The sequence below is a fragment of the Prescottella sp. R16 genome (genome assembly GCF_030656875.1).
Classification (GTDB): domain Bacteria; phylum Actinomycetota; class Actinomycetes; order Mycobacteriales; family Mycobacteriaceae; genus Prescottella.
Genome location: NZ_CP130943.1, coordinates 3,475,839 through 3,494,621, shown reverse-complemented (window position 1 = coordinate 3,494,621; position 18,783 = coordinate 3,475,839). Strand labels below are relative to the sequence as shown.

19 protein-coding genes are annotated in these 18,783 nt (G+C 71.2%); 15 read left to right on the top strand and 4 right to left on the bottom strand.

The genetic code is table 11. The features are described from left to right. Positions 1-115 precede the first annotated feature (115 nt). The 5 genes from rplM to Q5696_RS16375 all read left to right on the top strand — a co-directional run bounded on the left by rplM (position 116) and on the right by Q5696_RS16375 (position 4,339). Entirely contained in the window at positions 116-559 is a 444-nt protein-coding gene (rplM, locus tag Q5696_RS16395; RefSeq protein WP_305092336.1) for a 50S ribosomal protein L13, read from the top strand. Further along, positions 556-1,065 (top strand): 30S ribosomal protein S9, encoded by a 510-nt coding sequence (gene rpsI, locus Q5696_RS16390; RefSeq protein ID WP_305092335.1) that lies wholly within the window; start codon positions 556-558, stop codon positions 1,063-1,065. The genes rplM and rpsI overlap by 4 nt, the downstream gene beginning before the upstream one ends. Before the next feature lie 154 nt (positions 1,066-1,219). After that, the gene (gene glmM, locus Q5696_RS16385; protein ID WP_305092334.1) at positions 1,220-2,605 is read left to right on the top strand and encodes a phosphoglucosamine mutase; all 1,386 of its coding nucleotides are present in this window, start codon (positions 1,220-1,222) and stop codon (positions 2,603-2,605) included. A gap of 67 nt (positions 2,606-2,672) precedes the next feature. Continuing rightward, positions 2,673-2,984 (top strand): N-acyl-D-amino-acid deacylase, encoded by a 312-nt coding sequence (locus Q5696_RS16380; protein ID WP_305092333.1) that lies wholly within the window; start codon positions 2,673-2,675, stop codon positions 2,982-2,984. Between the two features lie 2 nt (positions 2,985-2,986). Then, positions 2,987-4,339 (top strand): WXG100 family type VII secretion target, encoded by a 1,353-nt coding sequence (locus Q5696_RS16375; protein WP_305092332.1) that lies wholly within the window; start codon positions 2,987-2,989, stop codon positions 4,337-4,339. An 89-nt stretch (positions 4,340-4,428) separates the two neighbouring features. Here the strand turns inward: Q5696_RS16375 and Q5696_RS16370 are convergent, their stop codons facing one another. After that, a complete protein-coding gene (locus Q5696_RS16370) occupies positions 4,429-5,298 on the bottom strand; it encodes a dienelactone hydrolase family protein (protein ID WP_305092331.1) in 870 nt (289 codons plus the stop codon). 67 nt (positions 5,299-5,365) lie between these two features. Here Q5696_RS16370 and glmS point away from each other — a divergent pair, with 67 nt between their 5' ends. Beyond that, complete coding sequence (glmS, locus tag Q5696_RS16365; protein ID WP_305092330.1) at positions 5,366-7,231, top strand: glutamine--fructose-6-phosphate transaminase (isomerizing); 1,866 nt, start codon at positions 5,366-5,368, stop codon at positions 7,229-7,231. A gap of 27 nt (positions 7,232-7,258) precedes the next feature. Here the strand turns inward: glmS and Q5696_RS16360 are convergent, their stop codons facing one another. Next, a complete protein-coding gene (locus Q5696_RS16360; protein WP_305092329.1) occupies positions 7,259-7,618 on the bottom strand; it encodes a cupredoxin domain-containing protein in 360 nt (119 codons plus the stop codon). 84 nt (positions 7,619-7,702) lie between these two features. Here Q5696_RS16360 and Q5696_RS16355 point away from each other — a divergent pair, with 84 nt between their 5' ends. The 8 genes from Q5696_RS16355 to tsaD are packed head-to-tail and all read left to right on the top strand — an operon-like array spanning position 7,703 to position 14,976. Continuing rightward, positions 7,703-8,482 carry a VOC family protein gene (locus tag Q5696_RS16355; RefSeq protein WP_305092328.1) on the top strand — a complete coding sequence of 260 codons (780 nt, stop codon included), beginning with the start codon at positions 7,703-7,705 and terminating at the stop codon, positions 8,480-8,482. Positions 8,483-8,484: 2 nt separating this feature from the next. Further along, positions 8,485-9,948, top strand: a complete 1,464-nt coding sequence (locus Q5696_RS16350; protein ID WP_305092327.1) for an NAD(P)H-hydrate dehydratase — start codon at positions 8,485-8,487, stop codon at positions 9,946-9,948. A gap of 60 nt (positions 9,949-10,008) precedes the next feature. Next, positions 10,009-11,205 carry an alanine racemase gene (gene alr / locus Q5696_RS16345; RefSeq protein ID WP_305092326.1) on the top strand — a complete coding sequence of 399 codons (1,197 nt, stop codon included), beginning with the start codon at positions 10,009-10,011 and terminating at the stop codon, positions 11,203-11,205. Then, complete coding sequence (locus tag Q5696_RS16340) at positions 11,202-12,287, top strand: alpha/beta fold hydrolase (protein WP_305092325.1); 1,086 nt, start codon at positions 11,202-11,204, stop codon at positions 12,285-12,287. The genes alr and Q5696_RS16340 overlap by 4 nt, the downstream gene beginning before the upstream one ends. Beyond that, complete coding sequence (tsaE, locus tag Q5696_RS16335; RefSeq protein ID WP_305092324.1) at positions 12,277-12,777, top strand: tRNA (adenosine(37)-N6)-threonylcarbamoyltransferase complex ATPase subunit type 1 TsaE; 501 nt, start codon at positions 12,277-12,279, stop codon at positions 12,775-12,777. Before Q5696_RS16340 ends, tsaE begins: the two co-directional genes overlap by 11 nt. Before the next feature lie 26 nt (positions 12,778-12,803). Then, positions 12,804-13,463, top strand: coding sequence for a tRNA (adenosine(37)-N6)-threonylcarbamoyltransferase complex dimerization subunit type 1 TsaB (tsaB, locus tag Q5696_RS16330; RefSeq protein ID WP_305092323.1), 660 nt, complete (start codon positions 12,804-12,806; stop codon positions 13,461-13,463). After that, positions 13,460-13,930: a ribosomal protein S18-alanine N-acetyltransferase gene (rimI, locus tag Q5696_RS16325; RefSeq protein ID WP_305092322.1), complete on the top strand. Its 471-nt coding sequence runs from the start codon at positions 13,460-13,462 to the stop codon at positions 13,928-13,930. The genes tsaB and rimI overlap by 4 nt, the downstream gene beginning before the upstream one ends. A 5-nt stretch (positions 13,931-13,935) precedes the next feature. After that, positions 13,936-14,976, top strand: a complete 1,041-nt coding sequence (gene tsaD / locus Q5696_RS16320; RefSeq protein WP_305092321.1) for a tRNA (adenosine(37)-N6)-threonylcarbamoyltransferase complex transferase subunit TsaD — start codon at positions 13,936-13,938, stop codon at positions 14,974-14,976. Here the strand turns inward: tsaD and Q5696_RS16315 are convergent. Continuing rightward, complete coding sequence (locus Q5696_RS16315; RefSeq protein ID WP_305092320.1) at positions 14,921-16,285, bottom strand: DUF7159 family protein; 1,365 nt, start codon at positions 16,283-16,285, stop codon at positions 14,921-14,923. The two genes, tsaD and Q5696_RS16315, sit on opposite strands and share 56 nt — an antisense overlap. Before the next feature lie 195 nt (positions 16,286-16,480). On the opposite strand from Q5696_RS16315, the gene Q5696_RS16310 reads away from it, so the two are divergent. After that, positions 16,481-17,026 carry a potassium channel family protein gene (locus tag Q5696_RS16310; RefSeq protein WP_305092319.1) on the top strand — a complete coding sequence of 182 codons (546 nt, stop codon included), beginning with the start codon at positions 16,481-16,483 and terminating at the stop codon, positions 17,024-17,026. Between the two features lie 5 nt (positions 17,027-17,031). Here the strand turns inward: Q5696_RS16310 and Q5696_RS16305 are convergent, their stop codons facing one another. Beyond that, entirely contained in the window at positions 17,032-18,756 is a 1,725-nt protein-coding gene (locus tag Q5696_RS16305; RefSeq protein WP_305095339.1) for a TIGR03767 family metallophosphoesterase, read from the bottom strand. Positions 18,757-18,783 lie beyond the last annotated feature (27 nt).

Below are 18,783 nucleotides of genomic sequence, written 5' to 3'. Positions count from 1 at the left end.
GCAGCGGTGCAGCAGTGGTGCAACGGATGGTGGTTCTCGGGTCTCAACTGGCCGCCGAGGACCATTCGAACGGCATGCTCGGCCAGCAGCAGAAACGAACAGACGAGGAAGTTCTGTGCCTACGTATTCCCCGAAGGCCGGAGACGTGACCCGTACCTGGCACGTCATCGACGCCACTGACGTGGTGCTCGGTCGCCTTGCCGTGCAGGCAGCCAACCTGCTCCGCGGCAAGCACAAGCCCACCTTTGCCCCCCACGTTGACGGCGGCGACTTCGTCGTCATCATCAACGCCGAGAAGGTTGCCATCAGCGGCAACAAGCTCACGGACAAGTTCCTGCACCACCACTCCGGACACCCGGGTGGCCTGAAGTCCCGCTCGGTCGGCGAGGTTCTCGAGAAGAACCCGGACCGTCTCGTGGAGAAGGCCGTCACCGGCATGCTCCCCAAGAACAAGCTGGGCCGCGCCATCGCGGGCAAGCTGAAGGTCTACGCAGGCCCGACCCACCCCCACGCCGCGCAGCAGCCGGTTCCGTTCGAGATCAAGCAGGTCGCCCAGTGAGCAACGAAGACTTCAACGAGGCCGTCGAGGTCGCAGCGGACGAGCTGACCGAGTACACCAGCGAGTCCGACGCCGTCGAGACGTACGAAGAGGCTGCCCCGCAGGCTCCGATCGTCATCGATCGCCCGGTCCAGACCGTCGGCCGTCGCAAGGAAGCGGTCGTCCGCGTCCGCCTGACCCCCGGCACCGGCGAGTTCACGCTCAACGGCCGCACCCTCGAGAACTACTTCCCGAACAAGGTGCACCAGCAGCTGATCAAGGCTCCCCTGGTCACGGTCGAGCGCACCGAGTCGTTCGACATCACCGCCCTCCTCACCGGTGGCGGCCCGTCGGGCCAGGCCGGCGCTCTGCGTCTCGCCATCGCCCGCGCGCTGACCGAGGTCACCCCCGAGGATCGCCCCGCGCTCAAGCGTGCCGGCTTCCTCACGCGTGACGCCCGCGCCGTCGAGCGCAAGAAGTACGGCCTGAAGAAGGCCCGCAAGGCATCTCAGTACTCCAAGCGCTGATGTGTCGCCGGGGCCGGTGCATGCACCGGCCCCGGCACCTGTTCGTCCACGAGAGCAGGCGTTCGTAGAGTTCTTCGCTACCGGACGCCTGCTCTCGTGCATTACCGGGGCCTGCCCCCGACCGCCTACCGGGATTGCGAGGGATCGGATTCACATGGGTCGTATGTTCGGCACGGACGGCGTGCGAGGTTTGGCGAACACCGAACTGACCGCGGAACTGGCACTGAAAGTGGCCGCAGCCGCCGCCGAGGTCCTCGCCCCCGACGCCGGGACGGGACAGCGGCCCGCCGCTGGGTCGTCTGCGCGGCCCGCCGCCGGGTCGTCTGCGCGGCCCGCCGCGGTCGTCGGCCGGGACCCGCGCGCGAGCGGTGAAATGCTCGAGGCCGCCGTCACGGCGGGCCTGACCGCCGCCGGTGTCGACGTGATCCTCGTCGGAATCCTGCCGACACCCGCCGTCGCGTACCTGACCGGCGCCTACGGTGCCGCACTCGGTGTGATGATCTCCGCGTCGCACAACCCCATGCCGGACAACGGCATCAAGATTTTCGCGGCGGGCGGGCACAAACTCGACGACGACGTCGAGAACCGCATCGAGGCCGCAATCGCGGCGGGCCCGGCACGTCGGCCGATCGGCGCCGGTATCGGCCGCGTCGACGTCGCACTGGATGCGACCGGCCGTTACCTCGAGCACCTCGCAGGAGCGCAAGGCACCCGGCTCGACGGGCTCACCGTCGTCGTCGACTGCGCACACGGTGCCGCGTCCACCGTCGGCCCCGCCGCGTACCGGGCGGCCGGTGCGACCGTGATCGCGATCAACGCCGACCCAGACGGCTACAACATCAACGACGGCTGCGGTTCGACACACCTCGAGGAACTGCAGCGCGCGGTGATCGAACACGGCGCCGACCTCGGTCTCGGACACGACGGTGACGCGGACCGCTGCCTCGCTGTCGATGCGACCGGTGCCGTCGTCGACGGAGACGCCATCATGGCCGTCCTCGCGATCGGGATGCGCGATGCCGGCCTGCTCGCCGACGACACCCTCGTCGCGACCGTCATGAGCAACCTCGGCCTGCACCTCGCGATGCGGGACGCCGGAATCACGGTGCGCACCACCGCCGTCGGTGACCGCTACGTGCTCGAGGAACTGCGGGCCGGCGGCTACAGCCTCGGCGGCGAACAGTCCGGGCACGTCGTCCTGCCCGCACACGGCACCACCGGCGACGGCGTCCTCACCGGGCTGTGCCTGATGGGCCGCATGGCGTCGACGGGGAAGTCCCTCGTCGACCTGGCGGGCGTGATGACGACGCTGCCGCAGGTCCTGATCAACGTGAAGGTCGTCGACAAGACGGCCGTCCCGACCGCCCCGCAGGTGGTCGCCGCGATCGCCGACGCGGAGGCAGAACTCGGCGACACCGGGCGTGTGCTGCTGCGGGCGTCCGGCACCGAGCAGCTGGTGCGGGTGATGGTCGAGGCCGCCGACGCGCAGACCGCGCAGCGCATCGCCGAAACCCTCGCCGAGCACGTCGCGTCGGCCTGACGGAACCGTGACGGTGCCCGCTGCGTCGAACAGGACGTAGGAGCCGATTCGACGACAGAGGGCAGCGATGGCGGACGAGGTCACGATCGACATCCCGCGGGTGCGGGCGGTGGGGCACACGTTCCGGGAGGGCTCCGGGGTGCTCGACACGGCCGCCCGCGCGGTGGCATCCGGCGGATTCGCGGCAACCCCGTCCGGGGCGGTCGATCCGGCCCGCGAACGCGCGATCCGCGACGGCTACCTGAGATTGGCGCACGCGATCGGGGCCTGGTCGGCGGCATCGTCCCTCACCGGCCGGACCCTGACCGACACCGCCGACGCCTACCTCCGCCAGGACACCGGCACCGCCGGGACCGTCGCGGCACTGGGCGGACGCTAGCGGTGGCGTCCCCCGACCCCGCCGACCTGCGCTGGTTCGAGACGTTCCTGCCCCGTGCGACGGCCGTCGCCGCCCGGTTCGGCACCGGCGACCGGTTCCCCACGTGTGCCGATGTCGAAGCGCGGTACGTCGAACAGTGCGGTATCGACCTGGCCGTCCTCGACACCGACATCGACACCTTCGCCCGCATCGCACTCGACCTCGATCGCCGGTACGACGACGAAGCGCGGGCTGCCGGACACCTCGCGGACGCGTGGACCGGTGCTGCCGCGGACCGGGCCGGCGAACACCTGGCCGCACACCTCGACCGGGCGGACACCGTCCGCCGCAACGTGCACGACGCGCACCGGGCCCTGACCGAGACGTCGCGGGCGGTGCGCGACGCGACCACCCGGAAAACGGACTGGGTGGGCGCGCTCGACGCCGCCACCGTCGGCGGCCTCACCGCGGACGACATCGATCGGTCCCTCGCCGGGGGTGCCGGTGGAAGCCTCGGCTGTGACGAGCGCCTGACCGGACAGTTCCTGCCGCACGTGCGCGACACCGTCGCAGAGTTCGGCACGCTGTGCGAGGCGACCGCGACCACCGTCGACGACGCCTACCGGGCCCTCGACTGTGTCCTCGCCCGCATCGGCGACAGCGCCTTCCCGTCCCCGGCCCCGGCTCGTATCGCCGTCGTGTGCGGACCGGCCGCGAACCCGGTGCCGGCTCCGGCGCCGTCGTCGTGCCCGGACCGGGCGACGAGCCTGCACGGTCTGCCGACCCCACTGATCGAGACCCCACCGGCGGCGGTCCAGGCGTCGAACCCGGTGCCGTCCGTGACGCCGACGCCGACCGGGGCCGCGACCGCGCAGGCCGGTGCGGTCGCGGCCGGCATCGCGGGGGCGGTCGTGTCGCAGGTCGTGTCGAGCCTGGCTCGGACGGTCGGCGATGTGATCGAGAACGTGATCGAGGACGCCGGCAGCAGCCTCGACCTCGACGCGTGCTGTACCGAATCGTGCTGCGCCTGCGGCCCGTCCGCAGCGGTGACGCCGGAACCGTCGGAACCCGAACCCGCGGTGCCGAACAACCCGGAGCCCGAACCCGAGCCCGAACCAGTGCCCGAACCGGAACCGGAACCGGAACCGGAACCCGAGTTCGTGCCCGAGCCCGAACCGGAACCCGAACCCCAGCCGGTAGCCGAGCCCGAGCCCGAGACGGGTGTACCGGCTCCGGCGGCGCCGTCGGCGTTCGCTCCGGCGTCGGGCCGGGCGGAGCGTCGGGACGACAGGGCGGGGGCAGGGCCGGTGCTGGCCGAGAGTGGTGCGCAGCCGTCGGGGGAGTCGGTGGTGTTGCCGGAGGCGGGGCCGCTGTGACGGTCCGGCACCGCCGGTAGCGGGCGGTTACTGCGGCATCGCCCGAGAGCGGAACGCAGCAACAGCCCGCAGCGGCGGTTCGCCGGCCGTCAGCGGCTCAGCAGCCGGCCGGCCATCAGACCGGCGTGCTCGGCGGCGTCGGGAGTGCCGGACTCGTCGGTGTCGTCCGCCGCACGGACGACGGTGCCGGGGAACCGGGTGTCGGCGTCGGCGAACGCGGCGTAGGTCTTGTCGCCCGTGAGGTGGTGCAGCAGGAAACCGGTGAGCAGGGCGCGGGTGACGTGCTGGGTGCGTCGCTCGGGCCCGCCCGCACCGAGGAACGCGAGGACCCGGCGACCCTCGACGAGTCCGGCCCGGGACGCCTTGTCCACGACCCGCAGCACGTGCTCGGCCCGCCACGCCTCGTCGAGTGCGACGGCGTCGCTGCCGAGGGAGTCGACGTCACGGGCGCCCGCGACGATCAGCCCGGGAACGTTCACGCGGGCGGCGGCGTCGACGGCGGACGGCGCGGTCGGTGCCGGGAACAGCGCGGCGACGGCCCGCACCCGCTGCTGCTGTGCGGCGGCGAGGACGGCGACCCCACCGCCCATACCGTGTCCGGCGACCGCGAGCCGCTCGGGGTGGACGCTGATCCGGCCGGTGCCGAGGCGCACGCCGGTGCAGATGTCGAGGGTGGTGTCGAGGTCCGCGGCCAGGCCGAGGTGCGAGGGGACGGGCCCGCGTTCGGTGCCGGGAGCCGCTGCGACGATGCCCCACGACGCGAGGTGTTCCAGGGTGCCCGCATAGTTGCCGGCGCCGGCCGTCCAGTCGTGCGCGAACGCGACCGCCGGCAGGTTGAAGCCTTCGGCCGGGGTGTAGACGACGCCGGGCTGCCCGGCGAGCGCGAGGTCTCCACGCAGCACGCGGTGCGGGCCACGCTTGGACAGCTTGGAAACCAGGGACTTCGGTGTCTGCGCCACGTCGGTGACGTTATCCGATGGGTGACCGAGTTCGCTCCGCCCGGTCGTCCAAGTACGCTGGTGAACCATGTGCGGAATCGTTGGTTACGTGGGCCACCGCCAGGCCCTCGGGGTCGTGGTCGAGGCGTTGCAGCGGATGGAATACCGCGGCTACGACTCCGCAGGAATCGCCATCGTGGACGGTGCGGGCAATCTCGAAACCGAGAAGAAGGCCGGTCGCCTGTCGAACCTGCAGGCCCGGCTCGACGAGGTCGGCCGCGACACGTTCGCCGGCACCACCGGCATGGGGCACACGCGGTGGGCGACGCACGGCAAGCCGACGGACCGCAACGCGCACCCGCACCGGGACGCGAGCGGTGAGTTCGCGGTCGTGCACAACGGCATCATCGAGAACTTCGCGCCGCTGCGCGCCGAGCTCGAGGCCGCCGATGTGGAACTGGCCAGCGACACGGACTCCGAGGTCGCGGTACATCTGGTGGCCCGCGCATACCGGGAGGGCGCCACGAAGGGCGACTTCGTGGAGAGCGTGCTGGCGGTGCTGCGCCGGCTCGAGGGCGCGTTCACGCTGGTGTTCACGCACGCCGGTGACCCGGACACGATCGTCGCGGCGCGCCGGTCGACGCCGCTCGTCGTCGGTGTCGGTGACGGCGAGATGTTCGTCGGCTCGGATGTGGCGGCGTTCATCGAGCACACCCGGGACGCGGTCGAACTGGGTCAGGACCAGGTCGTGGTTCTCACCGCGGACGGCTACACGGTGTCCGACTTCTTCGGGAACACGGACGTCGAGACCCGGCCCTTCACGATCGACTGGGATCTGCAGGCCGCCGAGAAGGGCGGTCACGACTACTTCATGCTCAAGGAGATCCAGGAACAGCCCAGCGCAGTCTCGGACACCCTGCGCGGTCACTTCGTCGACCAGCGCATCGTCCTCGACGAGCAGCGGCTGTCCGAGCAGGAGCTGCGCGACGTCGACAAGGTGTTCGTCGTCGCGTGCGGCAGCGCCTACCATTCGGGTCTGCTCGCCAAGTACGCGATCGAGCACTGGACGCGGCTGCCCGTCGAGGTGGAGCTGGCCAGCGAGTTCCGGTACCGGGACCCGGTGCTGGACCGGTCGACGCTCGTCGTCGCGATCTCGCAGTCCGGGGAGACCGCGGACACGCTCGAGGCCGTCAAACACGCCAAGGATCAGAAGGCGCGGGTCCTCGCGATCTGCAACACCAACGGTGCGCAGATCCCGCGGGAGGCCGACGCCGTCCTGTACACGCGGGCCGGTCCGGAGATCGCCGTCGCCTCGACCAAGGCCTTCCTCGCCCAGGTGACCGCGAACTACCTGGTGGGACTGGCGTTGGCGCAGGCGCGGGGTACCAAGTACCCCGACGAGGTCGCGCGCGAGTACGCCGACCTGGCCGCGATGCCGGATCTGGTGTCGCGGGTGCTCGAGAAGGTGGAGTCGGTGCGGGAGCTGGCGCGGACGTTCGCGCAGGCCCCGGCGGTGCTGTTCCTGGGACGCCACGTCGGTTACCCGGTGGCGCTCGAGGGTGCGCTCAAGCTCAAGGAGCTCGCGTACATGCACGCCGAGGGGTTCGCGGCCGGCGAGCTCAAGCACGGTCCGATCGCGCTGATCCAGGAAGGTCTGCCGGTCATCGTGGTGATGCCGTCGCCGAAGGGGCGGGCGGTGCTGCACTCGAAGCTGGTCTCGAACATTCAGGAGATCAAGGCGCGTGGTGCGACGACGATCGTGATCGCCGAGGAGGGTGACGAGGCGGTGCGGGCGCACGCCGACCATCTCATCGAGATCCCGGCGGCGCCGACGCTGCTGCAGCCGCTGCTGTCGACGGTGCCGCTGCAGGTGTTCGCGGCCGAGGTCGCGCAGGCCCGCGGCCTCGATGTCGACAAGCCGCGGAACCTGGCGAAGTCCGTCACCGTCGAATAGGTCGACGACCCGGAGCGGTCGTGGGGGTCACACCACCACGACCGCTCCGAGCATGTCCGGGTGCAGCGAGCACGTGTAGTTGTAGGTGCCCGGCTGCGTGAACGTGAACGTCCAGGTGCCGGTCTGCAGCAGTGGGCTGCGCAGCACCGACTTCGCGTCGCCGAGTCCGACGACGTCGTGCGGGGTGCCGCGGTCGTCGAACACCCAGGTCACGGTGTCGCCGACGGAGACGGTGATCGAGGACGGCGAGTACGTCATGTTCTTCACGGTCACGGTGAGGCCGTCACCCGCATCGGCCGGGGCATCGTTGCCCGTGTCGGAGCTGCATCCGGAAAGGGTTGTGGCCAAAGCGATTCCGGCGATCAATGCGCACACCTTCGTCTTCATGGGTTTCAGCGTAGTCTGAGCACGGGTGCCCTTCGGCACCGTCGCAGCGTGAGACCGAGCCGTGAAACCGAGCGAGGAGTTGTCATGCCCACCCGTGGAACCGCGCCCGCCGGCGCCCCCTGTTGGATCGATCTGCAGACGTCCGACGTCGATCGGGCCGCCACCTTCTACGATGCCCTGTTCGGCTGGACGCACGAGACGAGCGGCCCGGAGTACGGCGGCTACGTGATGTTCTCCACCTCCGGTGCGCCGGTCGCGGGCATGATGCCGGCGCAGCCGGGGAACCCGTACGTGAACGTGTGGACCACCTACCTGGCCACTCCCGACGTCGACGCGACCGCCCGGTCGGTCGCGGCCGCGGGCGGCAACGTGCTGATGGAACCGATGACCGTGCCGGACGCCGGACGGATGGCGATGTTCCTCGACGCCTCCGGCGGTGTGATCGGCGCGTGGCAGCCGGGGGAGCATCCCGGATTCGTGACGGTCGGTGAGGCCGGGGCGCCGGCATGGTTCGAACTGGTCACCAAGGACTACGACGCGGCCCTGCCGTTCTACCGGGACGCGTTCGGCTGGACGCTCGTTCCCCTGAGTGACACCGACGAATTCCGTTACTCGACAGGACGTTTCGACGGTGACGATCTCGCGGGCATCTACGACGCGAGCCGGACGTTGCCGGCGGAGGTGCCGTCGCACTGGCAGATGTTCGTCCAGGTCGAGGACACCGATGCGGCGGTCGCGCGGGTCCGGGAGCTCGGGGGCGAGGTGCCGACGGAGCCGTGGGACACCGAGTACGGACGGATGGCGCAGATCGCCGATCCGCTCGGCGCCCGCTTCATGATCTCCGGACCGGTGGCGACCGGGTAGCGATGCGGAACTACTACTCGACCGCACAGGTTCGGGCGGCCGAGGCGCCGCTGCTCGCGGCCCTGCCCGACGGCACGCTGATGCGCCGCGCCGCGTACGGGCTGGCCCGGGTCACGGCCGACGAGCTGCGGTCACGTACCGGTGGTGTGGCCGGGCGCCGGGTGAGCCTGCTGGTGGGGTCGGGCGACAACGGTGGTGACGCGCTGTGGGCCGGGGCGCTGCTGCGGTCCCGTGGTGTTGCGGTCACCGCGGTGCTGTTGAATCCGGAGCGGGCGCACGCGGCCGGTCTGGCGGCGCTGCGGCGGGCGGGTGGACGCGTCCGCACCGACCCGACCGCGGATCTCGGTGCCCCGGACCTGGTGCTCGACGGCATCGTCGGCATCTCCGGGACCGGTCCGCTGCGGCCCGCGGCGGCCGCGCTCGTCGCCCGGATCGACGCCCCGATCGTCGCGGTGGATCTGCCGTCAGGTGTCGACCCGGACACCGGGGCGGTCGACGGACCCGCGGTGTCGGCGGCGGTGACGGTCGCGTTCGGCGCCCTCAAACCGGTGCACGTGCTGGCCGCGGACCGGTGCGGCCGCATCGAACTCGTTCCGATCGGGCTGGATCTCCCGGCCCCCGATCTGACGGCGTGGGAGCCGGCGGACGTGGGCCGAGCGTGGCCGGTGCCGTCGGCCGCCGACGACAAGTACTCGCAGGGTGTCGTGGGTGTCGTCGCCGGCAGCCGCCGCTATCCGGGGGCCGCGGTGCTCGCGGCCGGGGCGGCGGTCACCGCGACGGCGGGCATGGTCCGGTACGCGGGCCGCGGCGCGGCGGAGGTGCTGGCGCACTGGCCGGAGGTGGTGGCGTCCTCGTCGCCCGGTGATGCGGGACGGGTGCAGGCGTGGGTCGTCGGACCCGGGATCGGCACCGACGACGCGGCGCTCGACGAACTGCGCACGGTGCTGGCGTCGGATCTGCCGGTGCTCGTCGACGCGGACGGGTTGACGCTGCTCGCCCGGGATCCGGGGTTGGTGTGCGGGCGGACGGCGCCCACACTGCTCACCCCGCACGCGGGGGAGTTCGAGCGGCTCGCGGGTGGCCCGCCGGTCCCGGACCGGGTCGCGGCGACGCGGGCGCTGGCCGCGGACTGGGGAGTCACGGTGCTGCTCAAGGGGCGGGCCACGGTGATCGCCGACCCGTCGGGGCGGGTGTTCGTCAACGACGCGGGCAGTTCGTGGGCGGCCACTGCCGGGTCGGGGGACGTGTTGTCCGGGATCGTCGGGGCGCTCCTGGCGACCGGGCTCGAACCCGCGGTCGCGGCGGCGGTGGGGACGCGGGCGCACGCGCTGGCCGCGAATCTGGGCGCCCGGGAGGGTTCCGGCGAGGTCGGCGCGGCCGGTCTCGCCCCGATCTCGGCGTCGACGCTGCTGATACACCTGCGGGCGGCGATCCGGGTACTCCGGACGCCCGTGCCCGAATCGTGAGCGGGTCCCGTCGCACCCGCGGGGACCGTTTCGTCGCGATGAGTGGCAGGATCGAAGGTCATGAGCAGCACCGCACAGGAGTCCGATACCGAACCGCGCACCGATCTGCAGACGGATCCACAGGCCGAGGCCGTCATCGATCTCGATGCCGTCGCGCACAACGTCGGGGTGCTCCGCGAGCATGCCGGTGACGCCGCGGTCATGGCCGTCGTCAAGGCGGACGCGTACAACCACGGTGCGGTCCCGGTGGGACGTGCGGTCCTGGCGGCGGGCGCGCGGGAACTCGGGGTCACGACCCTCGGTGAGGGCCTGGAACTGAAGAACGCGGGCATCACCGCGCCGGTGCTGTCGTGGTTGCACACCGCCGACTCCGACTATGTGCCGGCGATCGCGGCGGGTGTCGAACTGGGGTTGTCGTCGCCGCGGCACCTGCAGGCCGTCGTCGACGCCGCCCGGCAGGCCGGTACGACGGCGACCGTCACGATCAAGGTGGACACGGGCCTGAACCGCAACGGTGTCTCCCGTGAGGAATGGCCGGACTTCCTGAAGGAACTGGCCCGCGCGGAGGCGGAGGGCGCGATCCGGTTCAAAGGGGTGTTCTCGCACCTCGCGCACGCCGACGAACCACACCATCCGGTGATCGACCGACAGCGGGACCGGCTGGTGGAGGCCGTCGCCGACGCCGAGCATCTCGGGCTGGTCCCGGACGCCGTGCACCTGTCGAACTCGGCGGCCACCCTGACCCGTCCGGACCTGCGGTTCGACATGGTCCGCCCCGGTATCGCGCTGTACGGGCTGTCGCCGGTGCCCGAGGCCGGCACGTTCGGACTGCGTCCGGTGATGACGTTCCGGTCGCGGGTGGCGCTGGTGAAGAAGGTCGCCGCCGGTGAGGGCGTCTCGTACGGGCACACCTGGGTGGCACCCCGCGACACTGTCGTCGCGTTGCTGCCGGTCGGCTACGCGGACGGGCTGCCGCGGGCCCTGAGCGGCCGCTTCGACGTGTGGCTCGGTGACGACCGTCGTCCGGGTATCGGCCGGGTGTGCATGGATCAGGTCGTCGTCGATCTCGGCCCGGACGGCGCCGGGGTCCGCGAGGGTGACGTCGCGGTGTTCTTCGGTGACGGGCAGCCGGGCCGGGGGGTACCGCACGCGCAGGAGTGGGCGGACGCGCTCGGCACCATTCACTACGAGGTGGTGACGTCGGTGCGGGGCCGCACGGTCCGGACGTATGTCGGAGGCCCGGGCGGCTCTTCGTGAACCTGCTGAACAGGCTGGGCCTGTTCGGTGGAGTGGCGGGTGTCGCGGCGATCGGGGCGCTCGCCGGGCTGAACGCCGTCAAGACGGCGACGACGCGGCGCGGCCCGGAGATCTACGGCGACGAGGACTTCACACTCATGAGCCGCGACCGCAGCCGCATCGTGGACACCGAGGACGGGGTGCCGCTGCTGGTGCGGGAGGTGGGGGACGACGACGCCCCGCTGACGGTGATCTTCGTGCACGGCTACTGCCTGCGGATGGAGTCGTGGCACTTTCAGCGCACGCAGCTCGCGCAGCGGTGGGGCGAGACGGCGCGGCTGGTGTTCTACGACCAGCGCGGCCACGGCGGGTCCGGTGCGTCGACGCCGTCGGGCAGCACGATCGCCCAGCTGGGACGCGATCTCGCGGCCGTGGTCGACGCGGTCGCCCCGTCCGGTCCGGTGGTGCTCGTCGGGCATTCGATGGGCGGCATGACGATCCTCGCGGCCGCCCGCCAGTTCCCGGAGCTGTTCGAGGACCGGGTGATCGGCGTCGGACTGCTGTCGACGACCGCGGCCGGCCTGAACAAGTCGGGTCTCGGCCGCAACCTGAACAACCCGGTGATCGACGCGTTCCGGCTCGCGGTGCGCACCGCGCCCGGCGTCGTGCAGCAGGCCCGCGGCGCCGCCCGGGCGATCATCTCGCCGATCCTGCGGGCCGCGTCGTACGGCACCGAGGTGAGCCCGCGGCTCGTCGAGTTCTCCGACGGCATGCTGAACAACGTCTCGGTGATCACGATCGTCAACTTCCTCGAGACCCTCGAACTGCACGACGAGTCCGAGTCGCTGTCGGTCCTCGCGGACACGCCCGCGCTGGTGCTGTGCGGCGACGCCGACATGATCATCCCGTTCCCGAGTTCGAAGGCGCTCGCGACGGCGCTGCACCGTTCCGAACTGGTCCGGGTGCGCGATGCGGGCCATCTCGTGGAGCTCGAGTTCCCGCAGGTAACCTCCGATGCGATCGACCGGCTGGTCCGGCGCGCCGTGTCGAGTCGTGGAGGTGCAGCGCCGGTGGACGAACGGGAGCGGACCGATGCCGGCTGACACACGTACCGGATCCGGCAGTGCGACGCTGCCCACCACCGAGGACACCGAGGCCCTCGGCCGGACGCTGGCACAGCACCTGGACGCCGGGGACCTCGTCGTGCTCGACGGCCCGCTCGGCGCGGGCAAAACGGCCCTGACCCGCGGGATCGCGGCCGGTCTCGGTGTGGAGGGGCGGGTGACGTCGCCGACGTTCATCATCGCCCGCGAACACCGGCCCGGTATCCGACCGGACGGCGGCGACCCCGTCTCGCTCGTCCACGTCGACGCGTACCGGCTCGGGGAGGCCGGGGGCGGCGGTGCGGTGGACCTGCACGATCAGCTCGACGCCCTCGACCTGGACACCGACCTCGAGGGCGCGGTGGTCGTCGTCGAGTGGGGTGAGGGTGTCGTCGAGCATCTGGCGGACCGGCACCTGCGGGTGCGGCTGCGGCGCGAACCCGAATCCGATGTGCGCACCGCGACGTGGGAGTGGGTGTCCACGCCGTAACGTCCGGGCGAGTAGCCTGGTACATCGTGCTTGTGCTTGCCCTCGACACCTCCACGCCCGCGGTCACCGCGGGTGTCGTGCATCTCGACCCGGAAGCCGGTGCCCCACGCGCGCTCGCGACCCGGATCACGGTCGACGCCCGCGCGCACGCGGAGGTCCTCACCCCACAGATCCTCGAATGCCTCACCGAGGCCGGGTACACCCCGGCGGATCTCGACGCGGTCGTCGTCGGGGTCGGTCCGGGACCGTTCACGGGCCTGCGGGTGGGCATGGCGACCGGGGCCGCGTTCGGTGACGCCCTCGGTGTCCCCGTGCACGGGGTGTGCAGTCTCGACGCCATCGCCGCCGATGTCACCGCGGTCGCCGGGGAACGAAACCTGCTGGTGGTCACCGATGCCCGACGCCGCGAGGTGTACTGGGCGCGGTATGCGGGCACCGAACGGGTCGAGGGGCCGGGCGTGATCGCGCCGTCCGACCTCGACGCGGAACCGTCCGAGGTGATCGCGGGATCGGCGTCGCACGTGGACATGTTCGACCTGCCGGTACGCCCGGTGGAGACGCCGTCCCCGGCCGGGCTGGTGACGATGGCCGCGGCCGCGCTGCGGGCCGGGACGGCACCCGAGCCGCTGGTGCCGCTGTACCTGCGTCGCCCCGACGCGGTGGAACTGGCGGACCGCCGCAAATGAGTGTGCGTATCGTCGCGATGACCGACGCCGACGCCGACCGCTGCGCCGACCTCGAGCAGGTCCTCTTCCCCGGCGACGACCCGTGGAGCGCGCACGCGTTCCGGTCCGAACTGGCCGGCGGCCACAACCGCTACTTCACTGCGCGCGACGACGCCGACACCCTGATCGGGTACGCGGGCGTCGCCCTGCTCGGCACGAGCATCACGCCCGAGTCCGAGGTCCACACCATCGGCGTCGACCCGGCAGCGCAGCGCGGCGGTATCGGTGGGGCGCTGCTCGACGAACTGCTGCGGGTCGCGGACGGCTGGGGCGGACCGGTGTTCCTCGAGGTTCGTACCGACAACACCCCTGCGATCGCCCTGTACGAGCGTGAGGGATTCGAGATCGTCGGTACCCGCAAGCGGTACTACCAGCCGAGCGGCGCGGACGCGTTCACGATGCGTCGCCCGGCGCCAGGCAAGGAGTGACGGCCATGATCGTGATGGGCATCGAGAGTTCGTGCGACGAGACCGGTGTCGGTATCGTCCGGCGGCTCGACGACGGCAGCTGCGAACTGCTCGCCGACGAGGTGGCGTCGAGTGTCGACCAGCACGCCCGCTACGGCGGCGTCGTCCCCGAGGTGGCGTCGCGGGCACATCTCGAGGCGATCGTGCCGACGATGCGACGGGCCCTGGCCACCGCCGGTATCGACCGCCCGGACGCCGTCTGCGTCACGATCGGACCGGGTCTCGCGGGCGCGCTGCTCGTCGGTGTGGCCGCTGCCAAGGCGTACGCCGCAGCGTGGGGTGTGCCGTTCTACGCGATCAACCATCTCGGCGGACACGTTGCGGTCGACACCATCGAGCACGGCCCGATGCCGCCGTGCGTCGCGCTGCTGGTTTCGGGCGGGCACACGCACCTGCTGCACGTCGAGGAACTGGGACGCAAGCCGATCGTGGAACTCGGCACGACGGTCGACGACGCCGCCGGTGAAGCGTTCGACAAGGTCGCCCGCCTGCTGGGTCTCGGATTCCCCGGCGGGCCCGCACTGGACAAGCTCGCGCAGCGGGGGGACTGCGACGCGATCGTGTTCCCGCGCGGCATGACCGGGCCGCGCGACGCCCGGCACGATTTCTCGTTCTCGGGCCTCAAGACCGCGGTCGCACGGTACGTCGAGGCGAAACAGCGTGCCGGGGAAGAGGTTCCCGTTGCGGATGTCGCGGCCGGATTCCAGGAGTCCGTCGCGGACGTGCTCACCATGAAGGCCGTGCGCGCCGCCCGCGACGTGGGCGTCGACACCCTCGTCCTCGGTGGCGGTGCCACCGCGAACTCGCGGATCCGATCGCTCGCCGAAGAGCGGTGCGCCGCAGCAGGAATTACGCTCCGCGTGCCGCGGCCGAGGCTGTGCACCGACAACGGTGTGATGATCGCGGCGCTCGGTGCCCACCTCATCGCGGGCGGTGCTCAGCCGTCGCAGCTCACCGCGGCGACGAATCCGGGACTGCCGGTGTCGGTGAGTCAGGTTTCTTCCTGACCTCCGCGGAGCCGGTGTCCGCCGGGGCGGGTTCTGCCCCCGGCGTCGTGTCGGTCGGCGCGGACGGCGGCGCCGGTTCGGGTGTCGGCGCATCCGGGGTCGCGAAACCGTTGTGCGGCGGCATTTCCGGGAGCCACGTGGGCAGTTCGGGCCACTTCGGGGGGATCCAGGGCAGTGGATTCTTCGTGGTGCTCGAGGGTGCCGGCGACTCGGTGGACCCCGTCGGGGACGGTGTGGTGGTGGTCGACGGTTCCGTCGACGGTGTGGTGGTGGTCGGCTCGGTCGTGGTCGGGTAGCTGTACGTCGTGGTCGGGTAGTGGTACGTCGTGGGTGGCCATTGCCCGTTCGGTGGCTGCCACGACGAGGTCGGCGACGGGTCCCCGGTGGGAATGTACGTTCGTTCGGGTTCCGGGCCCGGCGACTGCGGGGGCGGCGGCAGTTCGGTCACGACCTCCGGGGTGTCGACGAGACTGCCGGTAGGGGAAAAGTTTTCGGGAACGCTCGGGATCATCTCCTTGACCCCGTACCCGAGTAGCAGCGCGCCGATCGCCAGGCTGCCGATGACGGCGGCGGACATGCGGGACCTGCTCCCGGTGACGGCCGGGAAGTGCTGGTGTTCCGTGGATCCTGCGAGCAGGGCGGCGCCCTTGGCGGTCGCGGCCTCCGGTTCGTCGACGGTGACGACCGGCACGGTGCCGACGGCCGCGTCGAGGGCCGCAGCCAGACCGGGGGTGTTCGCGCCGCCGCCGACGAGCACCAGGGCTTCGGGAGCACGGAGGCTGCGTTCGGTGGTCGACCGAACGAATGCTGCTGCACGGGAAGCGATTCGGCTCACGGTGTGCTCGGACGCGGTGTCGCCGCCGATGCCGGTGGTGCGCTCGCGCACCGAGACCGTTCCGTCGGCCGGGTCGACGACGGTGACGGTCAGGCCGGATGCGCCGAGATCGGCGAGGGCGATGTGCCCGTAGCGGTCCACGAGACCGGTGTCGCGCAGGTATTCGAGTGTCGCGTCGATCTCGGGTACGAGGCGGATGACGCGCCGCTGGTTCTTCGCGGCGGCACGGACCGCGGCGGCCTCGGTGTCGGTGCGGTACGCGACGGCGATCGACTCGGGCTCGACCCGGGAATCGGGGACCTGTGTCGTCATCAGGCCGATCGCAGACAGGGCGAGACCGCCGATGTCCGAATGGGTGCCCAGGTCGGCGGACATGGTGCGGTACTCGACCGACTGTGTGCCCGTCTCGTCGGTGGTGACGAGCGCTGCGCACACCCCGGACGCTCCCGTGGAGATTCCGAGTGAGCTGCGCATGGTTCACCCCCTTCTGGCGGCCGGGTCGTTCCCGGTCCGGCGTCGGACGGCGTGGGAAACTGGATGGATTCACGCCCGCCGGCCGCGTCGTTATGCGAACGTTACCGAACATCGTCGGCGGACGCGCGGTCGGGAGTCGTCGCCCCAGGTGACGAGACGTGCGGCGGTCGGGGAGCGAGGACGGAGGCGGCAGCGATGGCGGATCACGACGACCCGGAGCGGCCCCGGGCGTCCCGGCACATGCTCCTCCGCGCACTGCTGCGCCCGCTCCTGACCGTCTCCCTGCTGTTGCTCGCCTACTTCGTGCTGCCGATGGGCGAACTGGCCGACGCGGGTGCGGTCGCGTTCCTCGTCGGCGGGGCGATCTTCGTCGTCGCGCTGTGCGGGTGGCAGGTGTGGCGCATCCTCCGGTCACCGGTCCCGGGACTGCGTGCTGCCGAAGCGCTCGCGGTGACGGTCCCGGCCTACCTGCTGGGCTCGGCGACCGCGGTGTTCGTGCTCGGGCAGGCGGATCCGGCGGCGTTCACACAATCGCTGACCCGTATCGACGCGCTGTACTTCACCGTCACGGTGTTCGCCACCGTCGGCTTCGGCGACATCACCGCAGCCGACCAGGCGGCCCGGCTGCTCACGACCGCGATGATGGTGGGCAACCTCGTGATGCTCGCGGTCGGTGTCCGGTTGCTCGTCGCCGCAGGAAAATGGGGCCGGGCACGCCGGCACAGGGACGCCCCCGACTGACGGGGTCAGCGCAGCGTCGCCAGCACCAGCTCCACGTTGTGGTCGACGGATTCACCGAGCAGCTTGGGGTCGGCGTGGATGTCGTTGAACGAGAACTCCCGGTACATCGAGGCCAGACCCGCGGGGGAGAAGTCGTCGTAGCCGACCTGGTGCGGGCTGTCGGCTTCGATGAGCGTCGTCAGCAGCGACACCGTCCCGTCCTTGTTGTCGACGACCTCGATGATCCGGCCCTGCTGCGGAAAGTCGATGTGCGAGGCGGTGTTGATCTCCCAGAAGCTTTGCTCGGGGGTCTTCCCGACCTGCGGCGTGATCCGGTTCTCGTGGGTGTGGCCGTTGATCCAGGCGAGGACATTCGGGAAGCGGTGCAGCAGGTCGACGAGCTGGGCGCCCTTGATCCGCGGCTCGAGCGGGCGCTCGGGGTCGGGGAGAACGTTCGCCATCGTCGTGCTGGTGTGGTGGCTGAACAGCACGAAGTAGGTGTCGGTGCGGGACTGGTCGATCCGGGCACCGTTCGTGTCGTAGTACGTGCTGCTGCCGGCCAGCAGCGTCTGCTCGATCCACCGGAACTGTTCCTCGCCGAGCGAGCCGTCGACGAGGCCGGCGCGGTTGGTCGAATCCATGCTGATCCCGATCACGCCGGGTGCGATCTCGAAGGTGTAGTAACCGATTCCGCTCTCGTCGGCGTCGGGGGCGAACCCGTGTCCGACCGGGCCGGGACCGGTGTTGGCGGGATCGAGGTGGGCGGCGATGAACTCGCGCGGCGTGAACGGCTTCCGGCTCGCGTCGGCGGTGACGGTGCGCGGCGGGGTGGTGATCGCCGACAGCAGATTGAGCACCGCCGTCGGATCGGAACTGAGCGCGCTCGAGATGCGTGCCGCCTGATCGGACGAGTCCGGCACCTCGAACTTCTTGTCGCCCGTGTACATCTGCTCGAGGAACGGGATCCCGCTCGGGAGCGTGCCCTCGACGGAATCGTCGTGGTTGCCGAAGACGCAGTACCACTTGGTGTTCAGGCCCGGGCTCGTGACGGGCCGGAGCGCCGCCTCGAGCAGGCCGGGGATCTCCGGGAATCCGGCCTGCTTGTAGATGTCCCGGATCGAGGACTCCGGGTTCCAGTACAGCCCGGCACCGGAGTTCTGCACCCCCTCGTACCGGGTGGGATCACCGGTGTTCGGGGTGAGGGTGCCGCCGTTGAAGGCGGTGAGGAACCAGCCGAGCTCGGCGAACTCCTTGTTGTCGGTGTTGTCGCCGGTCGTGATCACCGCATCGAAGTCGCGCTGGGTGTGCGGCCCCTTGCGGAGCGAGTTCACCCGCTGGATCAGGGAGATCAGGCCCTGCGCGGTCATGGTTTCCTGCGGCCGGTGCGCGGCGCCCTGGAAAGGATGGACGTACTCGAAGCGCACCGGTGACTGGGCGTCGAGCATGTGGACGTCGGTGAGCTGGACCACCGAGGCCAGCGCGGTACGCCGGTCCTCGCGACCGGAGCGGGCCTCCGCCAGATCGTTCCGCACGACGAGCGGCCACCCCGGGCCCGCGGTGAGTCGACGGTAGCCGCTCGACCCGAGCGGGACCGCGACGGATTCGAGGGTGGTGCCCGCGATCGACGCCGGCAGCGGCGCCGCCTGCGCCCGCCCCACGAGCGGACTCCAGGACCGGCCCCCGACGAGCGGGAGACCCGCGATTCCCAGCGCCCCGACCCCCGCCGCGCCGAAGAAGGTGCGCCGATTCATTCCGTTCGTCTGCTGTTCACCCACGCG